This window comes from Enterobacter sp. ZOR0014 (genome assembly GCF_000798855.1).
GTDB classification, from domain to species: Bacteria; Pseudomonadota; Gammaproteobacteria; order Enterobacterales; family Enterobacteriaceae; genus Enterobacter; species Enterobacter kobei.
The window spans coordinates 19989-39046 of sequence record NZ_JTLF01000117.1; the positions used below are offsets into that span (position 1 = coordinate 19989).

Below are 19058 nucleotides of genomic sequence, written 5' to 3' on the forward strand. Positions count from 1 at the left end.
TGGTATGACTGGTCAGTCTTCATCTCAGGCGGCGACACCTGTCCAATGGTGGAAGCCCGCACTCTTCTTTCTCGTGGTCATCATTGGCCTCTGGTATGTGAAATGGCAGCCGTACTATGGCAAGGCCTTCACCGCCGCTGAAACGCACAGCATTGGTAAATCGATACTCGCGCAGGCGGATGCCAGCCCGCTGAAGGCGGCGTGGGATTACGCCATGGTCTATTTCCTGGCTGTCTGGAAAGCTGCGGTATTAGGCGTCTTGTTGGGGTCGCTGATTCAGGTACTTATTCCGCGAAACTGGCTGGTGAAAACCCTCGGGCAGCCACGCTTTCAGGGCACCTTGCTGGGGACGATTTTCTCTCTGCCGGGCATGATGTGTTCATGCTGTGCAGCCCCTGTGGCCGCAGGAATGCGCCGTCAGCGTGTCTCGATGGGCGGTGCACTGGCGTTCTGGATGGGCAACCCGCTGCTCAACCCGGCCACGCTGGTGTTTATGGGCTTTGTGCTCGGCTGGCATTTTGCGGCTATCCGCCTGGTTGCCGGGCTGCTGACGGTGCTGGTGGTGGCGACGCTGGTGCAAAATCTGGTGAAAGAGAAAGCGCCAGAGCCCGCTTCTGTTGAGCTGGACATCAGCGAGCCGCAGGGCAGTTTCTTTGCCCGCTGGGGTAAAGCGCTGTGGCAACTTTTCTGGAGCACCATTCCGGTTTATATCCTGGCGGTTCTGGTGCTCGGCGCGGCGCGCGTCTGGCTGTTCCCGCATGCGGATGGCGCGATTGATAACACGCTGATGTGGGTGATTGCGATGGCCGTTGCTGGCTGCCTGTTTGTGATCCCAACGGCGGCTGAAATTCCGATTGTTCAGACCATGATGCTGGCTGGCATGGGCACCGCGCCCGCGCTGGCGCTGCTTATCACCTTGCCGGCCATTAGTTTGCCGTCGCTTGTCATGCTGCGTAAGTCTTTCCCGGCAAAAGCGCTGTGGCTGACAGCGGGGCTGGTAGCGTTAAGTGGGGTGCTGGTGGGAAGCATTGCGCTTCTGTGAAAAAAAAAGCCCGGTGGCGCTACGCTTACCGGGCCTACAGTGAGGTTTTTTTATTTGATGTAAGTAAACGCGGTGGTGACGTGCTTCACGCCGCTGACCCGGCTGGCGATATCCGCTGCCGCTTTCCCTTCACGGTCGGTAACCAGACCCAGCAGGAACACTTCACCGTTTTCGGTCGTCACTTTTACGTTTGAGGATTTCACCTGATCTGAACCCAGCAGCTGGGAACGGACTTTTGTGGTGATCCAGGTGTCAGACGACGCCGTACCCAGGCTGATTGGCTGGCCCTGACGGATTTCATTGAAGACTTCCGTAGTGCCCTCAACGCCCATGGCGATCTGTTTCGCGCGGCTGGAGAGTTCGGTATTCGGTGACTGACCCGTCAGCAGGACTTTGCCCTGATAAGCCGTCACGTTGATACGCGCTTCTTTCTTAATTTGTTCGTCTTTCGACAGCGCACTGTTGACGCGCAGCTCCAGCGTACCGTCATCCACCTGCGTTCCTACAGAGCGTGGATCGGTCGCCGCTTTGGTGCCTACTGCGGCAGTACCCACGACAGCCGCAGCGATACATCCCTGAAGCAGCAATGCAGACATAAGGACTGCGAGGGTCGATAAAGCCTTCATAAAAACTCCTTAATCATCCTGGTGAGGGAAAAGCGTGTTATCGATCAAATCGCATAAGCAGTTTACCGTGAGCATATGCATCTCCTGAATGCGTGCGCTACGGTGAGACGGAATGCGGATTTCCACATCCTGCGGCCCCAGCAGACCCGCCAGTTCACCACCGTCATAGCCGGTTAAGGCGACGATAGTCATGTCTCGGGTGACCGCGGCTTCAACGGCTTTGACAATGTCCCGGCTGTTGCCGCGCGTGGAGATGGCCAGCAGCACATCACCGGCATGCCCCAGGGCGCGCACCTGCTTTGCGTAAATTTCGTCATGCAGACGATCGTTAGCAATCGCTGTTAAGACCACATTATCGGTATTAAGTGCAATGGCAGGTAAACTCGGGCGTTCGGTTTCAAAACGATTAATCATGCTGGCAGCAAAATGCTGTGCGTTGGCGGCTGAGGTACCGTTGCCACAACAGAGGATTTTGTTGCCATTAAGCAGGGATTGCACCAGCGTCATTGCAGCACGAGAGATCGCGTCCGGAAGGGCTTCCGCCGCGGCAATCTGAGTCTGGATGCTTTCTGTGAAGCACACTTTAATTCTTTCGAGCACGTTATCCCTTTTAAATCGTAATTATGCGTCTTCGCCAAAAGCGTTTTTAAGCCATTCGATCTCATTTCCGGTGAAGGCTATCACATCGAACCGGCAATCCACAGTATCAAAACTCCCATTATGGCGGGCAAGCCACAAGTGGGCAGTCTGTAATAATTTATGTTGTTTGGCGAGCGTCACGCTGGCGGCAGCACCGCCAAAACGGGAAGACTGTCGAAAGCGGACTTCTACAAACACAATCACCTGACCCTCTTTCATGATCAGATCAATTTCGCCGCCACGTCCGCGAACGTTAGCGGCGATAAAATGCAGTCCTTTGCCTTCAAGCCAGCGACGCGCTTTTAACTCCCACGCATCGCCGGTCTCTTTACGGCTTAACTGGCCGGGACGATTTGTCCCTGCTGGTATTTGAGCCATGATAACTTCCTGTTGATCACGCAGTCCTGCGTCGCGGTCAGATCGCCGGTGTTGCCGTTAAGCTCAAAGCCCGGTACCTGACGCATCTGGGTAAAGTGGTTCGCCAGCGCCCATGCATCGACCCCCATGGCATACAGACGCGCCAGTGAGTAGTCGTTACGTACGCTGCTCAGCGCCTGCTGCATCAGCGCCGGGTTGCTGCCCGCGAGCATCGGAATTTCACTGTACTGCAGGCCGTCCATTTCCAGACGGAAATCGGGGCCAGCGGTGCCTTGCGCGCTGCGGGAACTGGCATAGAGCGTTGCGCCGCTCTGGCTGCCGTTACGCATCGCAATCATCGGTTTGATAAAGGCGATCTCTTGCGGTGTGGCAACGATATAGGCCGCATCCACTTTTCCACCGCCGCCGATCTGCGCGTCGGTAGGTGGGGCAGGGATGGTCAGCCCACCAATGGTCACGCCCTGCTGCTGTGGCAGGCTGGCGGTCACCGGGCTGCCGTTAAGCGCGATACCCGCTCCGCCGTTTACGCCCGCGCGCAGTTCTGAGACGGAACCGAATTTCTGCTGCAGCACGATACCGCCGCCCAGCTTCTGCCACTCATCGGCGAAGGCATTCGCTACGCGATCGCCCAGCGTACTGCGCGGGATGAGCAACAGTGGAGCCTGTTTACCCTGCTCGTGGATATGACGTGCCGCATCGCGAGCTTCGTCTTCCGGAGAGAGCGCGAAGTAGCAAATATTGGCCCGGTTCTGAACCTGCTCCGGCTGGTTGAGCGCCAGCACGTTTAGCGTGGTATTGCTCTTCATCAGCTCTTCCACGTTGTTTTTCAACAGCGGACCGACAACGATGCTCGCCCCGTCCTGTTGCACCTGAGCCAGTACCTGGTCAAGCGGCTGCGAACTGGTGTCGTAAATTTTCAGTTCGGTGCCAGGATTAGCGCTGGTGGTCGCCACGGCCTGCGGCTGCGCGGCAGGTGGAGCGGTTGGTTGTGCTGGCTGTTGTTGAGTTTGTTCTGCTGTTGCCTCAGGCGCTGCAGGAGAAGCAGGTGTCTCCACTGGCGCCTGTGTTGCTGGTTCTGCAGCAGGCGGAGGCGTCGTCGGTGCGGTCACCGGGTTTTGCATCGTGCCTTGCGCCGGGGTTTGCGCCGTGGTCAGATCGCTGGTCTCGGCGGCGGAAGGGCTGACAACATCATTCACGTTGGCCGCCTGTGCTGCCTGCACCGGCACCGCGCTGCCCGTCACCGGCATGGTGCCGTTTTTCGCCGCTTCAAAGCCCTGTTGAATCGTACGGCCAAACACCGCCGCCTGACCATTCAGCGGCAGAAGCAGTGCAATTTTGCTGGTCGATGCTGGCTTAAAGTTCTGCACGTTCACCAGCTGGGTTGGCAGCATTTTGGCGCCCGGGTTTTGCGGGTAGCGAGTCTGCCAGTCGGTAATACCGGCCTTCAGCATCTTAGGGTCGGTGCGGTTGTTAAACCACATCTGTTGGAGATCAAGCCAGCCCTGCAGCACGTTCTCATCCGCGTTGATGACCAGCGCCTTTGCCTGATCCGGGGTCATGGCGGCAAGAGTCTGCCAGGTGGCATCAATATTTTTCTGCTTGTCGGCACCGGCAAGCAGCGGTTCCTGAGCGATAAGCGCGCGGAGCAGCGTCAGGGAAGGACGCCCCTGTTCAGCGGTGATACCCGCCTGCCAGAAGCGTGCCTGCTGGTTTTTATCCAGCGCGCTCAGGTCGATGCTACCCAGGATCTTTTTCGCGCTGTCATACTCTTTCTGCGCGACCTTCAGCTCGGCAGAGAGCAGGCTCTGCTCAAGACGCTGGGTATCGTTAAGATCTTTCGGCAGCTGGCCGAACAGCTCTGCAGCCTGCTGGGTTTTTCCCTCTTTCAGCAGTGCACGAATGGCGAGTAATTGCCAGTTGATCCTGGTATCATTTGAACTCTGCGACATTTGTTGCAGATAAAAGCCAGAATCAGCCTGAGCGGAACCCTCAAGATGGGCGGTGCTCTGGTCAGGTGCCTGGGTGCCGCAGCCTGCAAAGATCAGGGCTGCCAGCAGAAGCGGCACGCTGCGCGTGGCTTTTTTTCGAAGAAACGTTAACGGTACCATACTGTATCCAGTGATTTTTTTTACGCAATGCTCAATATTAAATCGGCAATACGGACGAAACAATGAAACAACACGAAACGGCAGATAATTCTCAAGGCCAGCTTTATATTGTACCTACTCCTATCGGGAATTTGTCTGATATTACCCAACGTGCACTCACTGTATTGCAAGCCGTTGATTTAATTGCGGCTGAGGACACTCGTCATACCGGTTTACTGCTGCAGCATTTCGCGATTAACGCCCGTTTGTTTGCCCTGCACGATCACAATGAGCAACAAAAAGCCGACACGCTGGTGGCGAAGCTCAAGGAGGGGCAGAACATTGCGCTGGTCTCCGACGCGGGAACGCCGCTGATTAACGACCCCGGCTACCATCTGGTGCGTACTTGCCGTGAAGCCGGCATTCGCGTTGTGCCCCTGCCGGGACCGTGCGCCGCGATTGCTGCGTTAAGCGCCGCAGGTCTGCCGTCTGACCGTTTCTGCTATGAAGGTTTTCTGCCCGCCAAATCCAAAGGCCGTCGCGACGTCTTAAAAGACCTGGAAGCGGAACCGCGCACCCTGATTTTCTACGAATCCACCCACCGCCTGCTGGAAAGCCTGGACGATATGGTGACCGTCTGGGGTGAGTCCCGCTACGTCGTGCTGGCGCGCGAGCTGACCAAAACCTGGGAAACCATTCACGGCGCACCGGTGGGTGAACTGCTGGCGTGGGTGAAGGAAGACGAAAACCGCCGCAAAGGTGAGATGGTGCTGATTGTCGAAGGGCATAAAGCAGAAGAGGATGCCTTGCCAGCCGATGCGCTGCGCACGCTGGCATTGCTACAGGCCGAATTGCCGCTTAAAAAAGCGGCTGCGCTGGCGGCGGAAATTCACGGCGTGAAGAAGAATGCCCTGTATAAGTACGCGCTGGAGCAGCAGGGGGAGTAAGCCAAATGAGCCGCTATCAGCCTCCTTTCACCATTACGTCTTCTGTGCTCAATCAGGTAGTTGAGATTGGTGAACTCCTGGGACTCTGGGCGGCACATTCCGGCAGGACGTCTCCATTACTCCGTAAAGAGAACCGTATCCGTACTATTCAGGCTTCGCTGGCGATTGAGCATAATTCTCTGACGACCGGGCAGGTGACTGCAATCATGGATGGTAAGCGCGTACTTGCCCCAGAAAAAGATATACAAGAAGTGCGCAACGCCATTCTGGCTTATGAACAGCTATCCAGTTGGAAGCCATGGAAACTCAATGATTTGCTCAGCGCTCATCGTATCTTGATGGCGGGTCTGGTTGATAATCCCGGTATGCTCAGAAAGGGAGATGTTGGGGTATATCGGGGAAGCCAGCTAGTCCATATGGCTCCCCCTGCTTCTCAGATGAATCGTCTGATGGACGATCTACTTGGCTGGCTCAAAGAGACCGATCTTCATCCACTGATTGCCAGTTCAGTCTTCCATTACGAATTTGAATTCATCCATCCTTTCTCGGATGGGAACGGTCGTATGGGGCGGCTATGGCAAACACTGATTTTAAGCCACTGGCGTCCTGAGCTTGCCTGGTTACCCGTAGAGACACTGATCCATTTTCAGCAGGCTCGTTATTATAAGATCCTGGGTGAGTGTGACAGGGCAAGTGATTGCACCGCGTTTATCGAATTCATGCTGCAAAATATCGCGGAGGCGTTGAGAGAAGGCATTGCCGCGCCACTGGCAATGTCGGAAGAAATGTCGGAAGAAATGTCGGAAAAAGAAAGTTCGATTCTGCAGCTTCTCACCGTTCAACCGAAAATGACCACTGCAATGCTGGCTTCAGTGTTGGGCGTGACGCCTCGTACCGTAGAGCGATATATCAGCACACTGCAGATGAAAGGTAAGCTAAAGCGAGAAGGCGCCAAAAAAGGTGGAAGCTGGCAGGTCATGCGTTGACCTGCTCAGCGAAACGTTGAAGCTATTTCCCTGGCGTCGCCTCAAACACCAGCGTTTCCAGCGGTTGTAGCGTAATCACCACGGCGTTTTTGTATTGTCCCGGTACGGTTGCATTACGGCCATACACCGCTCTCAGACTAAACTGCGCTGCCTCTCCTGTCGGGATTTCGAAATCTTTCGCTAAATCCAGATAGTAGCTTTGCGGCTTGTCCGAGGGGTTACGCAAGCCGAGTATGGCTTTCTCTTTACTCCACGAAGCCCAGCCGTAAACCTGAAGCGCCGTCGGGTCTCCGCCTATCCAGTGGGTATCCACCAGCACGCTGGCGTTTTCCCGCGACCATTTTGCCGCCTGCGCAAGGGTATCCCACTTCGCCTTGTTAAGCATTGAAGGAGTGATATACAGCTCCTGCAGCTGCGTGCCGGTCGCGAAGTAGCTCCAGACCTGATCGGCAAAATCGCTGTCCGTTTGTACTTTCTCCAGCCCGTAATAGGCGTTTTCCGCGCTGACGATCCCGTGGTACATCAGCGAGTTCAGCGGGAACAGCGGACCTTTGCGCACAATGGAGCGGTACGTTTCGGCATCGCGGTAGGTCATCCACTGCTGTACCGGCGTGCCGGGCCCGTACAGGTTAATGTCATCGCCCTGGCGCCAGATCGAGTCGGCGTAGAACAGCCAGGATGGGCTGGCGTTGGTGCCGGTCGTCAGGTTGATAAACAGATTTGGGTTGGCGCTGCGCATGTTATGTAGCAGAGCGATAGAGGCGTCAAAATCCGAGGCAAACGGGCTGCCCTGAATATGCGCGTTGGCATTACCCATCCCGTCCAGCTTGAATGAGGTAATGCGTTCGTTTTTGATAAGCTTAACGATCTGCTCATTGAAGTTCTTAAAGTAGTTCGGTCCTGACAGGGCCAGCTTCCCGTCGACGGTTTCAAACCCATACTCTTTTGCATGCGAGACGCGAACGTCGCGCGGCTTGTTGTAGCCCCCCCACGGTGAGAGCCACAGTCCGACCGAGCTGTGCAGGCTGTCGGCTTTTTCCCGAACCTTGCCAAAACCGTCGCTGAATGCCGGGCCAAATAGCCAGCGCCCGGTAAGGTCGTCCCAGCCGTCGTCCAGCAGGAAGGCGTCCAGCGCCACGCCGCGTCCGGTAATGAACTCCTTATTCCACTCGTCCATCCGCCCCAGAACATCCTGCTCGGTGTACGGATTGAAAAAGCCGATATCCATCCAGCTGTTGTAGTGCAGATAAGGCTTGTACGGTCGCGGACGCACGGCATCAATAAACTGGTTCACGCTGCGGCGCAGCTGGCTGATTTCCGGGAAGGTGCCGAACCAGGTGGTAAAGCTGACCGGCGACTCTGGCTGGATCGGCGTTTTCAGTTCTACGTTGAGATTGGTGGTCGCTTCATAGGCGTAAGTGTTAACGATGGGCTTGTCCGGCAAAATAAAGAACGAATCAGCAACGATCGGCGAGCTGTTGATCGCCCCGTCAACATAGGGTGCCTGAGACTGCTTTTTCGTCGGGAAGAAGGTAATTTTCGCCACGTCTCGTGGCTGGCCGACTGCGGCAACGGTGTAGTCGATGCTGGAGTATTTTCCCTTCACCAGGTTCAGCTTCACCGTTACGTTAAAGTCCGGATGGGTAAAGTCGACGACAATAGCGTTGTCCTGCTTTTCGACGTGCTTAATGGTGAAATCCGCGGTGTGGATTTTTGTCTCGTCCGGCAGCGTCAGGAAGAACAGCTCCTGCGGCGTGAGCGGATGGTTAGCCTTATTGTCCTTAACCACTACCGTTGAGTTTGCGTCATCAAATGACAGAGCAATATTGTCGTTATTGAGCACGTAGTTGGTGGCCAGAGCACCGTGAGAAACAAACAGGGCCAGCAGCGAGAGAGTGAGCACTTTTTTCATCGGTTAAGATCCTAATCAGAAATGCTTCAGCATTCGGTTGATGGATTGCTCCAGCCAGTAGCGCTGGGTGCCGAAGTTAATCCGCAGGTAGTTTTCGCCGTTTTGCACGTAGTGGCTGCCGTCTTCAATCACGACACCGGCCTGCTGGGCGAAATGTTGGGTCAACTCTGTGGCGCTGCGGTCGTCGGCGCTTACGTCTATCCAGGCCAGATACGACGATTCCGGGTTCATCATCTTCCACGCCGGGAAGTGGGTCTGAATAGCGTCCGCAAGGTAGCGGGCATTGCCTTGCAGATAGTCGTTGAGCGCGTCGAGCCACGGCAGGCCGTGCTGGTAGGCGAGAATAATCCCCCATACGCCGAACATATTGGGTGAGGTAATCGAGTTCTTCTCAAGCTGCTGGCGGAAGCGCTGGCGCAGCGAATCGTCCGGGATCATGGAGTAGGACGTTTTCAGCCCGCCCAGGTTGAAGGCTTTATTTGGCGACGTCAGCACGATCAGGTTGTCCAGTGCGGCACAGCCCGAGGTCAGACAGCTGACGAATGTGCCTTTCAGAATGTGCTCTGCGTGAACCTCATCGACCACCAGAATCGTGCCGTAGCGTTTACAGAGATCGGAGACCTGGCGTATCTCATCCGCGCGCCAGATCCTGCCCGAGGGGTTATGCGGCGAGCAGAAGAACCACAGTTTTGGACGGTGGGTTTTGAGCTGATCTTCAACCAGATTAAAATCCAGCTGATAGCGGTTTTCCTTCACGGACAGCGGGTTAGCAAGCACCCGCACGCCCTGGCGCTGTGCCGCCATCGCAAACGGATCGTAGACCGGCGTGTTCATCATCACGCTATCGCCAGGCGTGCAGAACGCCTGGACCGTGTAATGCAGCGTGGAGACGGTGCCGTAGGTCAGGGTGAGCCACGACTTCTCCACCTCAACCTGATGACGCGTGCGCTGGAAGGCCATCACCGCGTCGTAAAATTCGTCGAAGCTCCAGGTATAGCCAAAGGTGCCGTGCTCCACGATGCGCTGGAAGCCTTCAATAACGGCCGGCGGCGAGGTGAAGTCCATGTCTGCGATCCACAGCGGGATAAACCCCTGCGGGACATCACCAAAGCGTGAGCAGACAAACGCATGGTCCCATTTACGGCACTTATCGCTTTTACGCTCGATGATTTTGTCGAAATCAAACACAACAACCCCCTGTTAGATTAAGGCTTCAATGCCGGTTTTGACGCTCTGCACCTGCGGGCCGATGATCACCTGAACGCTGTGAGCATCCAGCACCACCACCGACAGGGCGCCAGCCGCTTTCAGCTCCTGCTGATCGATAAGCCCCATCTCCTTCACGACCAGGCGCAAGCGGGTGATGCAGTTGTCGAGCGACTCGATGTTCTCTTTGCCACCGAGCGCGCGCAGGATAAGCCCGTGATCGTATTTCGATTTTCCACGCGCGCGGGTGTTGGCTTCGACGGCCTGCTGCGCACCCTGCGCGTCCACTTCACGTCCCGGCGTCTTGATATCGTGTTTGAGGATGTACCAGCGGAAGACGAAGAAGTAGATGGCAAACCAGGCGATACCGACCGGGAACAGCAGATACCATTTGGTCGACATCCCCTGCATCACGCCGAAGATCAGCAGATCCAAAATCCCGCCGTCGGTGTTGCCGATGGTGACTCCCAGCAGGGCCATCACCATCAGCGCCAGGCCCGACATCACGATATGGAAGGCGTAAAGCGCGGGGGCGATAAACAGGAACAGAAACTCAATCGGTTCTGAAATACCGGTGACGACGGAAACCAGCACGCCGGAAAGCAGCAGCCCCTTAATTACCGGGCGGTTTTCCGGACGCGCGGTGCGGTAGATGGCGTACGCCACGGCAGGCAGGCCAAAGATAAAGGTCGGCATAAAGCCTTGTGACAGAAACGCGGTAACGTGCGGGCTAAACGGCAGTCCGGCTTTCAGCTCGGCGTAGAAGATATTCAGCGCGCCGGCCACTTCATGGCCGTTGACCATCTCAATGCCGCCTGCCGGCGTGAAGCGCACCATCGCCAGCAGGATATGGTGCAGACCAAAGGGTTTAAGCAGCAGCACGCCTACACCGTACAGGAACGGTCCGAAAACGCTGGTGCTCTGAATGATATGGCCAATTCCGGCAATGCCCAGCGCCACGTATTCCCACAACAGCGGGATAAACAGCCCGACCAGCGACAGCGTGAGTGCGGTAATGATGGGCACAAAACGAATGCCGCTAAAGAACGCAAAGGCGTCATGCAGCACCGTGTCCTGAAAACGCTCGTGCAGGAAGTAAGTGATTACCCCCACCACGATGCCGCCCAGTACGCCCATCTCCAGGGTCTGGATCCCCAGCACGATCGATTGTCCTACCTGTCTCATGGTGGCGGCGTCGGCAAGCTGGTGGGTGGCGGTCAGGTAGTAGTTGATGCTCATGTTCATCAGCATATAGCCAACGAACCCGGCAAAGGCGCCCACGGCCTTGTTGCGTTTGGCGAGGCCCATCGGGATAGCCATGGCAAACATCAGCGGCAGATAGGTAAAGGCGAAGCCGCCCACCATGGCGATAAAGCCAAAGGTCAGCTGCGTTAACTCGCCGCCCAGAAAGGGAAAGCTTTTAATAGTGGAAGGGCTGGTGACGGAGCTACCGATACCCAGCAGCAACCCCATAAAGGCCAGCAGAGAGACGGGGAACATAAACGTCTTTCCCAGGCTTTGGAAAAATTCCCACGCTTTCGATTTAAACGACTTTTCCTGTGTCATGTAGGGACTCCTCGGATTTTTAGGATAATGGAAGGCGCTGTCCGGCTTAAGGACGCGCCTTCATATTTGCGAGGCTTATAGTTATTTTTTAGGTATTGACGTAATGCGCGATGGGATCAGGCTTCGGCAGGAAGCAGGAGCCGGTTTGCCGAGCCGCAAACGGCGATCTTGCTTCTGACCACCTCTTTCATGGCGTCCATGCCTACCCGCATGTAGAAGCGCGGATCGTTCCCCTGCGGGTTTTCGGCAAACCAGGCTTTAACCGCGTCAGAGAAGGCAATTTTCAGCTCGGTGGCCACGTTGACTTTGCATACGCCCAGCTCGATGGTGCGGCGAACAAACTCATCCGGCACATCGCTCGCGCCGTGCAGCACCAGCGGCACGGTGACCACTTCGCGGATTTCCGCCAGCCGCTGGAAGTCGATTTTCGGACGTTTGGTATACAGGCCGTGTGCGGTGCCGATGGCGACGGCAAGGCTATCGACGCCGGTCAGTTCGACGAAGCGTTTCGCCTCCTGCGGATCGGTGAGGAACGCGCTTTCGGCGTCTACGCTCATGTCATCTTCCACGCCGCCCAGACGGCCCAGCTCGGCTTCGACGCTGCAGTCGTTGAGGTGGCAGAAATCGACCACCGACTTCACCAGTTTCACGTTTTGTTCAAACGGATAGTGGCTGCCGTCGATCATCGCGCTGCGCACGCCCGCGTTGACCTTGCGGCGTATATCATCCAGCGATTCGTGGTGATCGAGATGCAGCGCCAGCGGCATGTTGTAGGTGTGGGAGTACGCGCTGCACAGGGCGTAGATCTCTTCCAGCGCAATATGCTTAAAGGTGCCCGGCGTGCCCGCGAGGATCACCGGCGATCGCATTTCGCTGCACGCTTCAAGGATCGCCTGGATCGTCTCCGCGTTGTGGATGTTGAACGCCGGAACGGCGTAGCCTTTTGCCTGTGCGTCCTGCAGAAGATATTTGGTTGAAATGATACTCATGATCCGATCCTCTTAAGCCTGCCACGGATGAATAACAACGCCCTGCACTACACGGTTGACCGTCCCGCTGGCGGATGGCGTATCGGGCGTATTGCCTACGCTGAGCGACTGGGTGAGTGCAAAGACCTGGGCATACATCAGGAAGCAGAACGCCTGTTCCATATCGATAAACGGACGTGAAGGCGGCAGCAGAATGTGCGGACCCGCTTCAATGACCGGATCGTTTTCAGCGGCGATGGCGACGACGCGCAGGGCCTGGCGATCGCGGCGCAGCTCGGCCAGCAGATCCAGATCGTACTGACGCGTATACGGATGGCTGGAGATAAACACCACCACCAGCGTTTCGCTATCGACCAGCGACTTCGGCCCGTGACGGAAGCCCGTCGGGGAATCGTAAAACGCCGCCAGCTTGCCCGCCGTCAGCTCCAGCACCTTCAGCGCCGATTCGCGCGCCGCGCCCTGCAGGCCGCCGCTTCCCAGATAGACGACGCGTTTCCACGCTTCATTGCCAAAGACGCCGTGGCTGAAATCGCCGAGCGCGGTGAGGATCGCCTGACAGCGATCGGCGACGTCGCGGAAGGTGTGGCTATTGATTGTTTCCGGCGCGAACACCGCCAGACAGCTCGCCATCATGGTGGTAATGCTGCTGGTCATCGCGAACCCGCGATCGTGCGTTTCGGCAGGCATCAGCAGGGCAAAGGCGTTATCGCTGTCGACGGCGTTTTGGTACAGGCTCCCCGCCTCGTTGCAGGTGATCGACAGGTGGTAGCACTCCGGCACGAACTGGTTTGCCAGCTCGACGGCCGCGACGCTTTCCGGGCTGTTGCCGGAGCGGGCAAACGAAATCAGCAACAGCGGATGCGCAGGGCTGAAGTAGTCCACCGGGTTCGTGACCAGATCGGTTGTCGGCACGGCAGTGAAGTTTTTCCCGGTGTAGCTCGCGAGCCAGGGAGAAACGATATCGCCGATAAAGGCGGATGTGCCCGCGCCGGTCAGGACGATCCGCAGATCCTCCTTGCGCAGCAGCGGCGTCAGGAAACTGTCGATCGAAGCACGCAGGTTATCGATGTTGTTGAGCGAGCGGATCCAGCTGGCAGGCTGCTGGCGGATCTCTTCCTCTGTCCAGGTGCCGGTTGTCGCGGCGGTAGTGGTTTGTGGCATAACTCAGTCCTTAGTCGTGTGAATTCCACATCAGACGCTGGCAATCGTGTCGCTATCTTTCGTTTCGTTTCACTTGTTCACTTAAGCAGTTAAATAAAATCTATAGAAAAGAAATCGAAACTTCAATGAAAGAAAAGAAATAAAACGAAAAGTGTGATCGTGAAAGGAAAGGGAAGAGTTAAGGAAAGGAAAAGAAAGGCCTTACGATCGGGTGCCGTAAGGCCAACAGGAGACACAATGAAAGGGCTAAAGGGAGAGAGCCTGTCCCTGAATCCAGATCTGCTGGAGGTGTAAACCCCCGTCCAGCGCAATGATATTGGCGCGTTTACCCGGGGCTAAGGATCCTAGCTGACCGTCAACGCCCAACAGCCGGGCAGGGTGCAGCGAGGCCATATGGATAGCGTCTTCGGCGGTTACGCCCGCATACTCCACCATATTCCTGACCGCGGCATCCAGCGACAGCGTGCTGCCCGCTAGCCCGCCGGAGCCGGTTCGAACCACGCCGTTTTGCATCGAGACCTCTTCGCCACAAAGCGTATACCGTCCGTCCGGCATACCTGCCGCCTCCATTGCATCGGTAATCAGCACCACGCGCTCCTGCGCGCAGCAGCAGCATAAGCGCATCGCCCCCGGATGGACGTGGTGCCCGTCGGCAATCAGCTCCAGCCACGCCCGTTTGTCCGTAAGCCCTGCGCCGACCATTCCGGGCTCTCTGTGGTGCAGCCCCGTCATGCCGTTGTAGCAGTGAACCAGCCCGTCGGCACCCGCATCAAACGCGGCAAGTGTTTGCCGGTACGTGGCAGCGCCGTGGCCCAGCATCACGCGTATCCCGCGCTGTTTAAGATGGCGAATCGCCTGCAGCGCGCCGGGTTTTTCTGGCGCGAGCGCCACCACCCGTAGCGTGCCCTGTGAAACGTCAGCCAGCCTGTCCAGCTCGACGATATCCAGCTCCCGGAACAGCTCCGGCGGATGCGCCCCTTTGTTCTGCGGCGTAAAGTACGGTCCTTCCAGATAGCTGCCCAGGATCTGCGCGCCCGAGCCGCCGGACTGACTGCGCCGGGCGATACGCATCAGCGCGGCGTGGATGGCCTTCAGCGGCGCGGTCACGGTGGTGGGCAGAAATGCGCCCACGCCTTCGCGGGCTTTATGCATTGCCAGGGTGTCCAGCACGCCGGGCGCATCATCCATGACGTCCACGCCAGCGCCGCCGTGGACGTGCGTGTCGATATAGGCCGGGCAAAGCAGCTCCGCATCCCGCGTCGTAACGCCCGCCGGGATGGGTTCAATCGCCGCAACCGCACTGCTTTCAATGCGTAGCTGGTGGTCGTCCAGCCAGCCCTGTTCGGTAAGGATCCGTCGCGCGCGCAGCAGCTGGCTCATATCCCTTCCTCAGCAGGGGCTTCCTCATGACAGCGCCCAAGCTCATCCACCAGGCTGGTCAGGCCGCGATGGCCACACGCGAGCGCCTGCAGACGAAACGCTTCGCTACTTAACCCGTCGCGTTCCAGCACCATTTCCAGCAGAAGTTGCAGGTTGGTGCCGGTGATCACTTCCCATCCCGGCTTTTGCATCGCAAGCGTTGACGCTACGCGAAACGGCGTACCGCCGAGCAGATCGGTAAGAAACACGATATCGTACTGGGGATCCAGTTCAGTTACCGCCTGCTCAAGCTGCGCGGTTAGCCGCGCAGTCGAGGAGGTTTCCGGGAAATCGATGGCGATAAACTGCGGCTGTTCGCCGAGGATCTGCTTCATCGCCTGTTCAAGTCCGCTGGCAAACCCACCGTGACCCGTCAAAATGATGCCTAACATCGCGACCTCTTTGCTTTTACAGGAAGTGACAGAATTTACCGACAACGCCCAGCACCACGGTGATACCAATCAGGCGCAGCGGGCTCCAGCCACGACGCACCAGCCAGAACATGGTCAGGGTATAGACCAGCGGCAGAAATGCGGGCATCAGCTTGTCGATGACGTCGGCTTGCAGTTTGACAACCGCATCCCCGGCTTTGATTTCAAGCGTGGTATTCAGGCGCACATAGGTTGCTACCAGCGCGCCGATCACCGTCATCCCGACGATAGACGCAGCGTGGCCGACCTTTTTGGTGTTGGCTTTAATCAACGGGATCGCGGCAACGCCCATCCGGTAGGCGTAGTGCGCCAGACCAAAGCGCAGGCCGAGGTGCACCACGTTAAACAGCACGATAAAGACCACCGCACCCAGAATCGAACCCTGTAGCGCCAGGCTGGCACCAATACCGCCGCAGATGGGCAGCAGCGTGAGCCAGAACATGGCATCGCCAATGCCGCCGAGCGGCGCGCCCACGGCAATTTTGGTGCTCTGGATGCTGTTCACATCCTGCTTGGAGCGCTCCATCGCCAGAATGATGCCGATAACAAAGGTGACCAGGAACGGATGGGTATTGAAGAATCCCATGTGGCCTTTCATCGCCCGCGCCAGGTCCCGCTTGTTGGTGTGGATCTTTTTCAGCCCAGGCAGTAATCCATACAGCCAGCCGGAGGCCTGCATACGCTCGTAGTTAAACGAGGCCTGTAATAGCATGGAGCGCCATGCGACACGGTTAATGTCCTTTTTCGTCAGTTCGGCACCGATGCTCTGGTCTTCATAGATGTTTTCGTTTACGCCGGTGAGCAGGGTTTCTTCACTTTCAGACACGCCTGGCAGAGTGGTTTGATTAGATGCCATCTTCGAATTCCTCTTTCTGGGCCGTTGACGCAGTCGGTTCAGGTGATTTACGCATCAGGTCGATCAGCGCCATCGCCAGCGCAGCAGCCGCAATCGCCAGCACCGGAAGTTTCAGCCAGGCCGCAGCGACAAAACCGATAATGAAGTAAGGGATGTAGACGTTTTTCATCATGATCTTCAGCAGCACGGCGAAGCCGATGGCTGGCATGATGCCGCCTGCAACACCGAGACCGTCTATCAGACGTTCCGGCAGGACATCAATGGCGGTTTTCGCGTGCTCTGCACCGAAGTAAATTGGCAGAAAAGCGCAGAGAAAGTAGAAGATACCCAGCGCCAGCAGGGCAAGATAGTTAACCCGTTCAATACCGTGCGTGTCCGCATTAGCCGCCATGCGATCGCAACGGGACATGACGCCGGACATCACGGAGAAGAGGAAGGTAATGCCCATTTGTACCGCAACAGCAAACGGTACAGCGACCCCAACGGCGACATCCGGTTTCACGCCTGTGGTAATGGCAAACGTGGTGCCGACAATGGTGCCGATAATCACGTTTGGCGGTTGCGCACCAGCCAGCGGCGCCAGACCCATCCAGACCAGCTCTAACGTGCCGCCGGTCAGAATGCCGGTATGCAGATCGCCCAGAATCAGACCAACCAGTGGCCCCAGTACCACCGGGCGGTGCATGTGTGTTAACCCGTTAAACATATCCAGGCCCGCGATAAAGGCGAGAAGCCCCAGCGCGAAAGCCTGCAACAGACTGATTTCCATTGTGAATCCCTCATAGCAGTTTAAAGAGATCCAAAGCAGCCTCTGTTGGAACGCCCTGAACGATGCATTCCACCCCGGCCGCTTTCAGGCCGTTGAACGCAGTGATATCGTTCGCGTCGACAGATACCGTTTTGGCAATTTGCCGTTTGCCACTGGCGTAATGCATGTTTCCGACGTTAATACGGGTGATGGGCACGCCGCCCTCTACCAGCGTTAAAAAATCGGCGGGTGATTTACAGACCAGCAGAATCTTCTGGCGGTCAGCGGCGCGGTGAATGTTGTCGATAACTTTTTGCAGAGACCAGAAGCGCACGGCGATCCCTTCCGCAAGTACCATTTCCATCAGGTTCTGTTGAACCGGATCGTCTGCAACCTCGTCATTTGCCACCAGAACCAGGTTCGCCCCCGCAAACCCTACCCACTGAACGCCCACCTGTCCGTGGATCAGGCGTTCATCAATGCGGCATAAGACAATGTTTGGCATAGTGTTTTCCTCTTTTTTAATTATGCGTGTTGAGTCGGTACGCCTTCGCAGGCGGCATGGTACTGCTGGAGTATGTCCTGAATGTGGTCAATGATGAGTTCCCGCGGTGTCGACTTGAGAGCGCCCTCGCGAACTTTGCCGTATTGCAACGGCAAATACTGACTGATGAGCGGCAGCGGGATGGGTTCGTCATCCAGGTTGCGGACCAGTCGTTCAAAGGCATCGTCAATCTCGCTGTCTGGCCAGTAATAGCGCACGCGGTCGGAGTAGCTGTAGCCTCGTGCCAGCCGCCGTGCGTTGCCGTCACCGTGATAATGGCTTTGCCAGTACTCGGGGCGATCGAGCATCACGTTTTCCAGTACGTGACGCAGGCCAGAGCTGGCTTTGGCTGGCAGCAGCTCCTCTTCAATGGCGGCCAGTGAGAACAGCGCTTCACGCAGGGCAAAGGTCAGGGCCGGGCCGACTTTTAAGATTGCAAAGTGATCTTTCACCAGCTGGCGCAACGCCTGTGATGTCTGGTAGTCAGTGGAGTGCGCTTCAAATACCAGCGTGTCATAGGTTTCAACCATTTCACTCAGGGCGATGGCTTTTTGCGGTTGATAATCGCAGACGTGGGCGTGGTCGAACTCCACGCCAGGCTGAACCACCAGGCCGATAATGCGTGGCCAGATGTCGTTCAACCCCACTTTCTCAAATGCATGGCGATGCGCTTCAAGCGTGGCGCGCGCCGCCTCAGGCGTGGTGACTTCAAGTTCACTCAGCGTTTCATGTGCACCACCGGGAACCGGCACCTCCGTGCCAATAACGTAGACCAGATCGGCTACACCAAATTTCGCACGGCAGGTGTCTTCGGCAATTTTGGCCAGACGCGCGGCGCGCTCAGCGACGATGGCATCGGTTAAGGGAACCGGATCGTCCTCGCAGGACATACTGCAGTCCAGATGGATCTTCTTAAACCCCGCAGTGACGTAGCTTCTGATCAGATCGTCGGCGTTCGCCATCGCCTGTAAAGCCGGCAGGTTTTGCCACCGGTTTGGGCCCAGGTGATCGCCGCCGAGGATCAATTGTGACGTCGGAAAACCAAGGAACTCCGCCAGCCTGCTAACGAAACCGTGAAAATCGGCGGGCGTCATGCCGGTGTAGCCGCCAAACTGATCCACCTGGTTTGAGGTCGCTTCGATCAGCAGTGGCGTGCAGCGTAACTGGGCGTAACGAATGGCCGCTTCAAGTACCAGTGGATGTGCGGAACAGACGGCATAAATTCCGTTTGCCTTCCCCCGTTTATGTTGTTCCACCATTTCTGTCAGATGTTTCACTTTCCTCTCCATTTCGGATGGTGTTGGTAGTCATCTTTCGTTTTGTTTCATTTAATCCTGCATTATGGTGATGTAAAAATAAAACGAAAGATAATAGTTTTCCGATCTGTTTCACAAAAGAAACATAATGAAAGGTTTCAGCGTTGAGCTTGTTTGCGTATGTCCCCCAGACAGCGCTTGCATTCCACAAAAAGAAAGGCGTTAATAGGCAAAACGAAATGAAACGAAAGTGTATTGATTAAGG

Annotated in this window: 18 protein-coding genes; 3 read left to right on the forward strand and 15 right to left on the reverse strand. The window is 56.7% G+C overall.

Going from position 1 to position 19058, the window contains the following annotated elements; all coding sequences use genetic code 11:
- Window positions 1-4: 4 nt before the first annotated feature.
- Complete coding sequence (locus tag L977_RS05915) at window positions 5-1042, forward strand: permease (RefSeq protein WP_023337853.1); 1038 nt, start codon at window positions 5-7, stop codon at window positions 1040-1042.
- 50 nt (window positions 1043-1092) lie between these two features.
- Here the strand turns inward: L977_RS05915 and dolP are convergent, their stop codons facing one another.
- Genes dolP through L977_RS05935 form a run of 4 tightly spaced genes read right to left on the reverse strand, consistent with a single transcriptional unit; the run spans window position 1093 to window position 4793 of the window.
- Complete coding sequence (dolP, locus tag L977_RS05920; RefSeq protein WP_014171764.1) at window positions 1093-1668, reverse strand: division/outer membrane stress-associated lipid-binding lipoprotein; 576 nt, start codon at window positions 1666-1668, stop codon at window positions 1093-1095.
- Window positions 1669-1677: 9 nt separating this feature from the next.
- Window positions 1678-2268, reverse strand: a complete 591-nt coding sequence (gene diaA, locus L977_RS24425) for a DnaA initiator-associating protein DiaA (protein ID WP_003861754.1) — start codon at window positions 2266-2268, stop codon at window positions 1678-1680.
- A 21-nt stretch (window positions 2269-2289) separates the two neighbouring features.
- Window positions 2290-2685, reverse strand: a complete 396-nt coding sequence (locus L977_RS24430; RefSeq protein ID WP_014885358.1) for a YraN family protein — start codon at window positions 2683-2685, stop codon at window positions 2290-2292.
- Window positions 2643-4793, reverse strand: coding sequence for a penicillin-binding protein activator (locus L977_RS05935; protein WP_047625281.1), 2151 nt, complete (start codon window positions 4791-4793; stop codon window positions 2643-2645). Before L977_RS05935 ends, L977_RS24430 begins: the two co-directional genes overlap by 43 nt.
- 62 nt (window positions 4794-4855) lie before the next feature.
- Here L977_RS05935 and rsmI point away from each other — a divergent pair, with 62 nt between their 5' ends.
- Complete coding sequence (gene rsmI, locus L977_RS05940; RefSeq protein ID WP_014885356.1) at window positions 4856-5719, forward strand: 16S rRNA (cytidine(1402)-2'-O)-methyltransferase; 864 nt, start codon at window positions 4856-4858, stop codon at window positions 5717-5719.
- A 5-nt stretch (window positions 5720-5724) separates the two neighbouring features.
- On the forward strand, window positions 5725-6705 hold the full coding sequence (locus tag L977_RS05945; RefSeq protein WP_047625283.1) for a Fic family protein: 981 nt from the start codon (window positions 5725-5727) through the stop codon (window positions 6703-6705).
- A gap of 22 nt (window positions 6706-6727) precedes the next feature.
- Here L977_RS05945 and L977_RS05950 read toward each other — a convergent pair whose 3' ends face one another.
- The 11 genes from L977_RS05950 to kbaZ form a co-directional block, all read right to left on the reverse strand.
- A complete protein-coding gene (locus L977_RS05950; RefSeq protein ID WP_047625285.1) occupies window positions 6728-8617 on the reverse strand; it encodes an enterotoxin in 1890 nt (629 codons plus the stop codon).
- A 15-nt stretch (window positions 8618-8632) separates the two neighbouring features.
- A complete protein-coding gene (locus L977_RS05955; RefSeq protein ID WP_023331383.1) occupies window positions 8633-9805 on the reverse strand; it encodes a MalY/PatB family protein in 1173 nt (390 codons plus the stop codon).
- 12 nt (window positions 9806-9817) lie between these two features.
- Window positions 9818-11389, reverse strand: a complete 1572-nt coding sequence (gene malX / locus L977_RS05960; protein WP_023331382.1) for a maltose/glucose-specific PTS transporter subunit IIBC — start codon at window positions 11387-11389, stop codon at window positions 9818-9820.
- Between the two features lie 116 nt (window positions 11390-11505).
- Window positions 11506-12378: a tagatose-bisphosphate aldolase subunit KbaY gene (gene kbaY, locus L977_RS05965; RefSeq protein WP_023337849.1), complete on the reverse strand. Its 873-nt coding sequence runs from the start codon at window positions 12376-12378 to the stop codon at window positions 11506-11508.
- A 12-nt stretch (window positions 12379-12390) separates the two neighbouring features.
- The gene (locus L977_RS05970) at window positions 12391-13539 is read right to left on the reverse strand and encodes an SIS domain-containing protein (protein WP_023337848.1); all 1149 of its coding nucleotides are present in this window, start codon (window positions 13537-13539) and stop codon (window positions 12391-12393) included.
- Window positions 13540-13785: 246 nt separating this feature from the next.
- On the reverse strand, window positions 13786-14919 hold the full coding sequence (gene nagA / locus L977_RS05975) for an N-acetylglucosamine-6-phosphate deacetylase (protein WP_032635452.1): 1134 nt from the start codon (window positions 14917-14919) through the stop codon (window positions 13786-13788).
- Window positions 14916-15350 carry a PTS galactosamine/N-acetylgalactosamine transporter subunit IIA gene (gene agaF, locus L977_RS05980; protein WP_023331378.1) on the reverse strand — a complete coding sequence of 145 codons (435 nt, stop codon included), beginning with the start codon at window positions 15348-15350 and terminating at the stop codon, window positions 14916-14918. Before agaF ends, nagA begins: the two co-directional genes overlap by 4 nt.
- Before the next feature lie 16 nt (window positions 15351-15366).
- The gene (agaE, locus tag L977_RS05985) at window positions 15367-16245 is read right to left on the reverse strand and encodes a PTS N-acetylgalactosamine transporter subunit IID (RefSeq protein WP_032635453.1); all 879 of its coding nucleotides are present in this window, start codon (window positions 16243-16245) and stop codon (window positions 15367-15369) included.
- Window positions 16235-17014: a PTS N-acetylgalactosamine transporter subunit IIC gene (gene agaW, locus L977_RS05990; RefSeq protein ID WP_023331376.1), complete on the reverse strand. Its 780-nt coding sequence runs from the start codon at window positions 17012-17014 to the stop codon at window positions 16235-16237. The genes agaE and agaW overlap by 11 nt, the downstream gene beginning before the upstream one ends.
- Window positions 17015-17024: 10 nt before the next feature.
- On the reverse strand, window positions 17025-17498 hold the full coding sequence (gene agaV, locus L977_RS05995; RefSeq protein ID WP_023331375.1) for a PTS N-acetylgalactosamine transporter subunit IIB: 474 nt from the start codon (window positions 17496-17498) through the stop codon (window positions 17025-17027).
- Window positions 17499-17518: 20 nt separating this feature from the next.
- Complete coding sequence (kbaZ, locus tag L977_RS06000) at window positions 17519-18814, reverse strand: tagatose-bisphosphate aldolase subunit KbaZ (RefSeq protein ID WP_180253762.1); 1296 nt, start codon at window positions 18812-18814, stop codon at window positions 17519-17521.
- Window positions 18815-19058 lie beyond the last annotated feature (244 nt).

What these genes read in the sequence shown, in the direction of transcription:
- L977_RS05915 (WP_023337853.1), top strand. Translation starts at nt 5, where the DNA reads ATGACTGGTCAGTCTTCATCTCAGGCGGCGACACCTGTCCAATGGTGG.
- L977_RS05935 (WP_047625281.1), bottom strand. Translation starts at nt 4,793, where the DNA reads ATGGTACCGTTAACGTTTCTTCGAAAAAAAGCCACGCGCAGCGTGCCG.
- L977_RS05945 (WP_047625283.1), top strand. Translation starts at nt 5,725, where the DNA reads ATGAGCCGCTATCAGCCTCCTTTCACCATTACGTCTTCTGTGCTCAAT.
- dolP (WP_014171764.1), bottom strand. Translation starts at nt 1,668, where the DNA reads ATGAAGGCTTTATCGACCCTCGCAGTCCTTATGTCTGCATTGCTGCTT.
- L977_RS24430 (WP_014885358.1), bottom strand. Translation starts at nt 2,685, where the DNA reads ATGGCTCAAATACCAGCAGGGACAAATCGTCCCGGCCAGTTAAGCCGT.
- agaF (WP_023331378.1), bottom strand. Translation starts at nt 15,350, where the DNA reads ATGTTAGGCATCATTTTGACGGGTCACGGTGGGTTTGCCAGCGGACTT.
- nagA (WP_032635452.1), bottom strand. Translation starts at nt 14,919, where the DNA reads ATGAGCCAGCTGCTGCGCGCGCGACGGATCCTTACCGAACAGGGCTGG.
- L977_RS05950 (WP_047625285.1), bottom strand. Translation starts at nt 8,617, where the DNA reads ATGAAAAAAGTGCTCACTCTCTCGCTGCTGGCCCTGTTTGTTTCTCAC.
- agaW (WP_023331376.1), bottom strand. Translation starts at nt 17,014, where the DNA reads ATGGAAATCAGTCTGTTGCAGGCTTTCGCGCTGGGGCTTCTCGCCTTT.
- agaV (WP_023331375.1), bottom strand. Translation starts at nt 17,498, where the DNA reads ATGCCAAACATTGTCTTATGCCGCATTGATGAACGCCTGATCCACGGA.
- agaE (WP_032635453.1), bottom strand. Translation starts at nt 16,245, where the DNA reads ATGGCATCTAATCAAACCACTCTGCCAGGCGTGTCTGAAAGTGAAGAA.
- malX (WP_023331382.1), bottom strand. Translation starts at nt 11,389, where the DNA reads ATGACACAGGAAAAGTCGTTTAAATCGAAAGCGTGGGAATTTTTCCAA.
- kbaY (WP_023337849.1), bottom strand. Translation starts at nt 12,378, where the DNA reads ATGAGTATCATTTCAACCAAATATCTTCTGCAGGACGCACAGGCAAAA.
- rsmI (WP_014885356.1), top strand. Translation starts at nt 4,856, where the DNA reads ATGAAACAACACGAAACGGCAGATAATTCTCAAGGCCAGCTTTATATT.
- L977_RS05970 (WP_023337848.1), bottom strand. Translation starts at nt 13,539, where the DNA reads ATGCCACAAACCACTACCGCCGCGACAACCGGCACCTGGACAGAGGAA.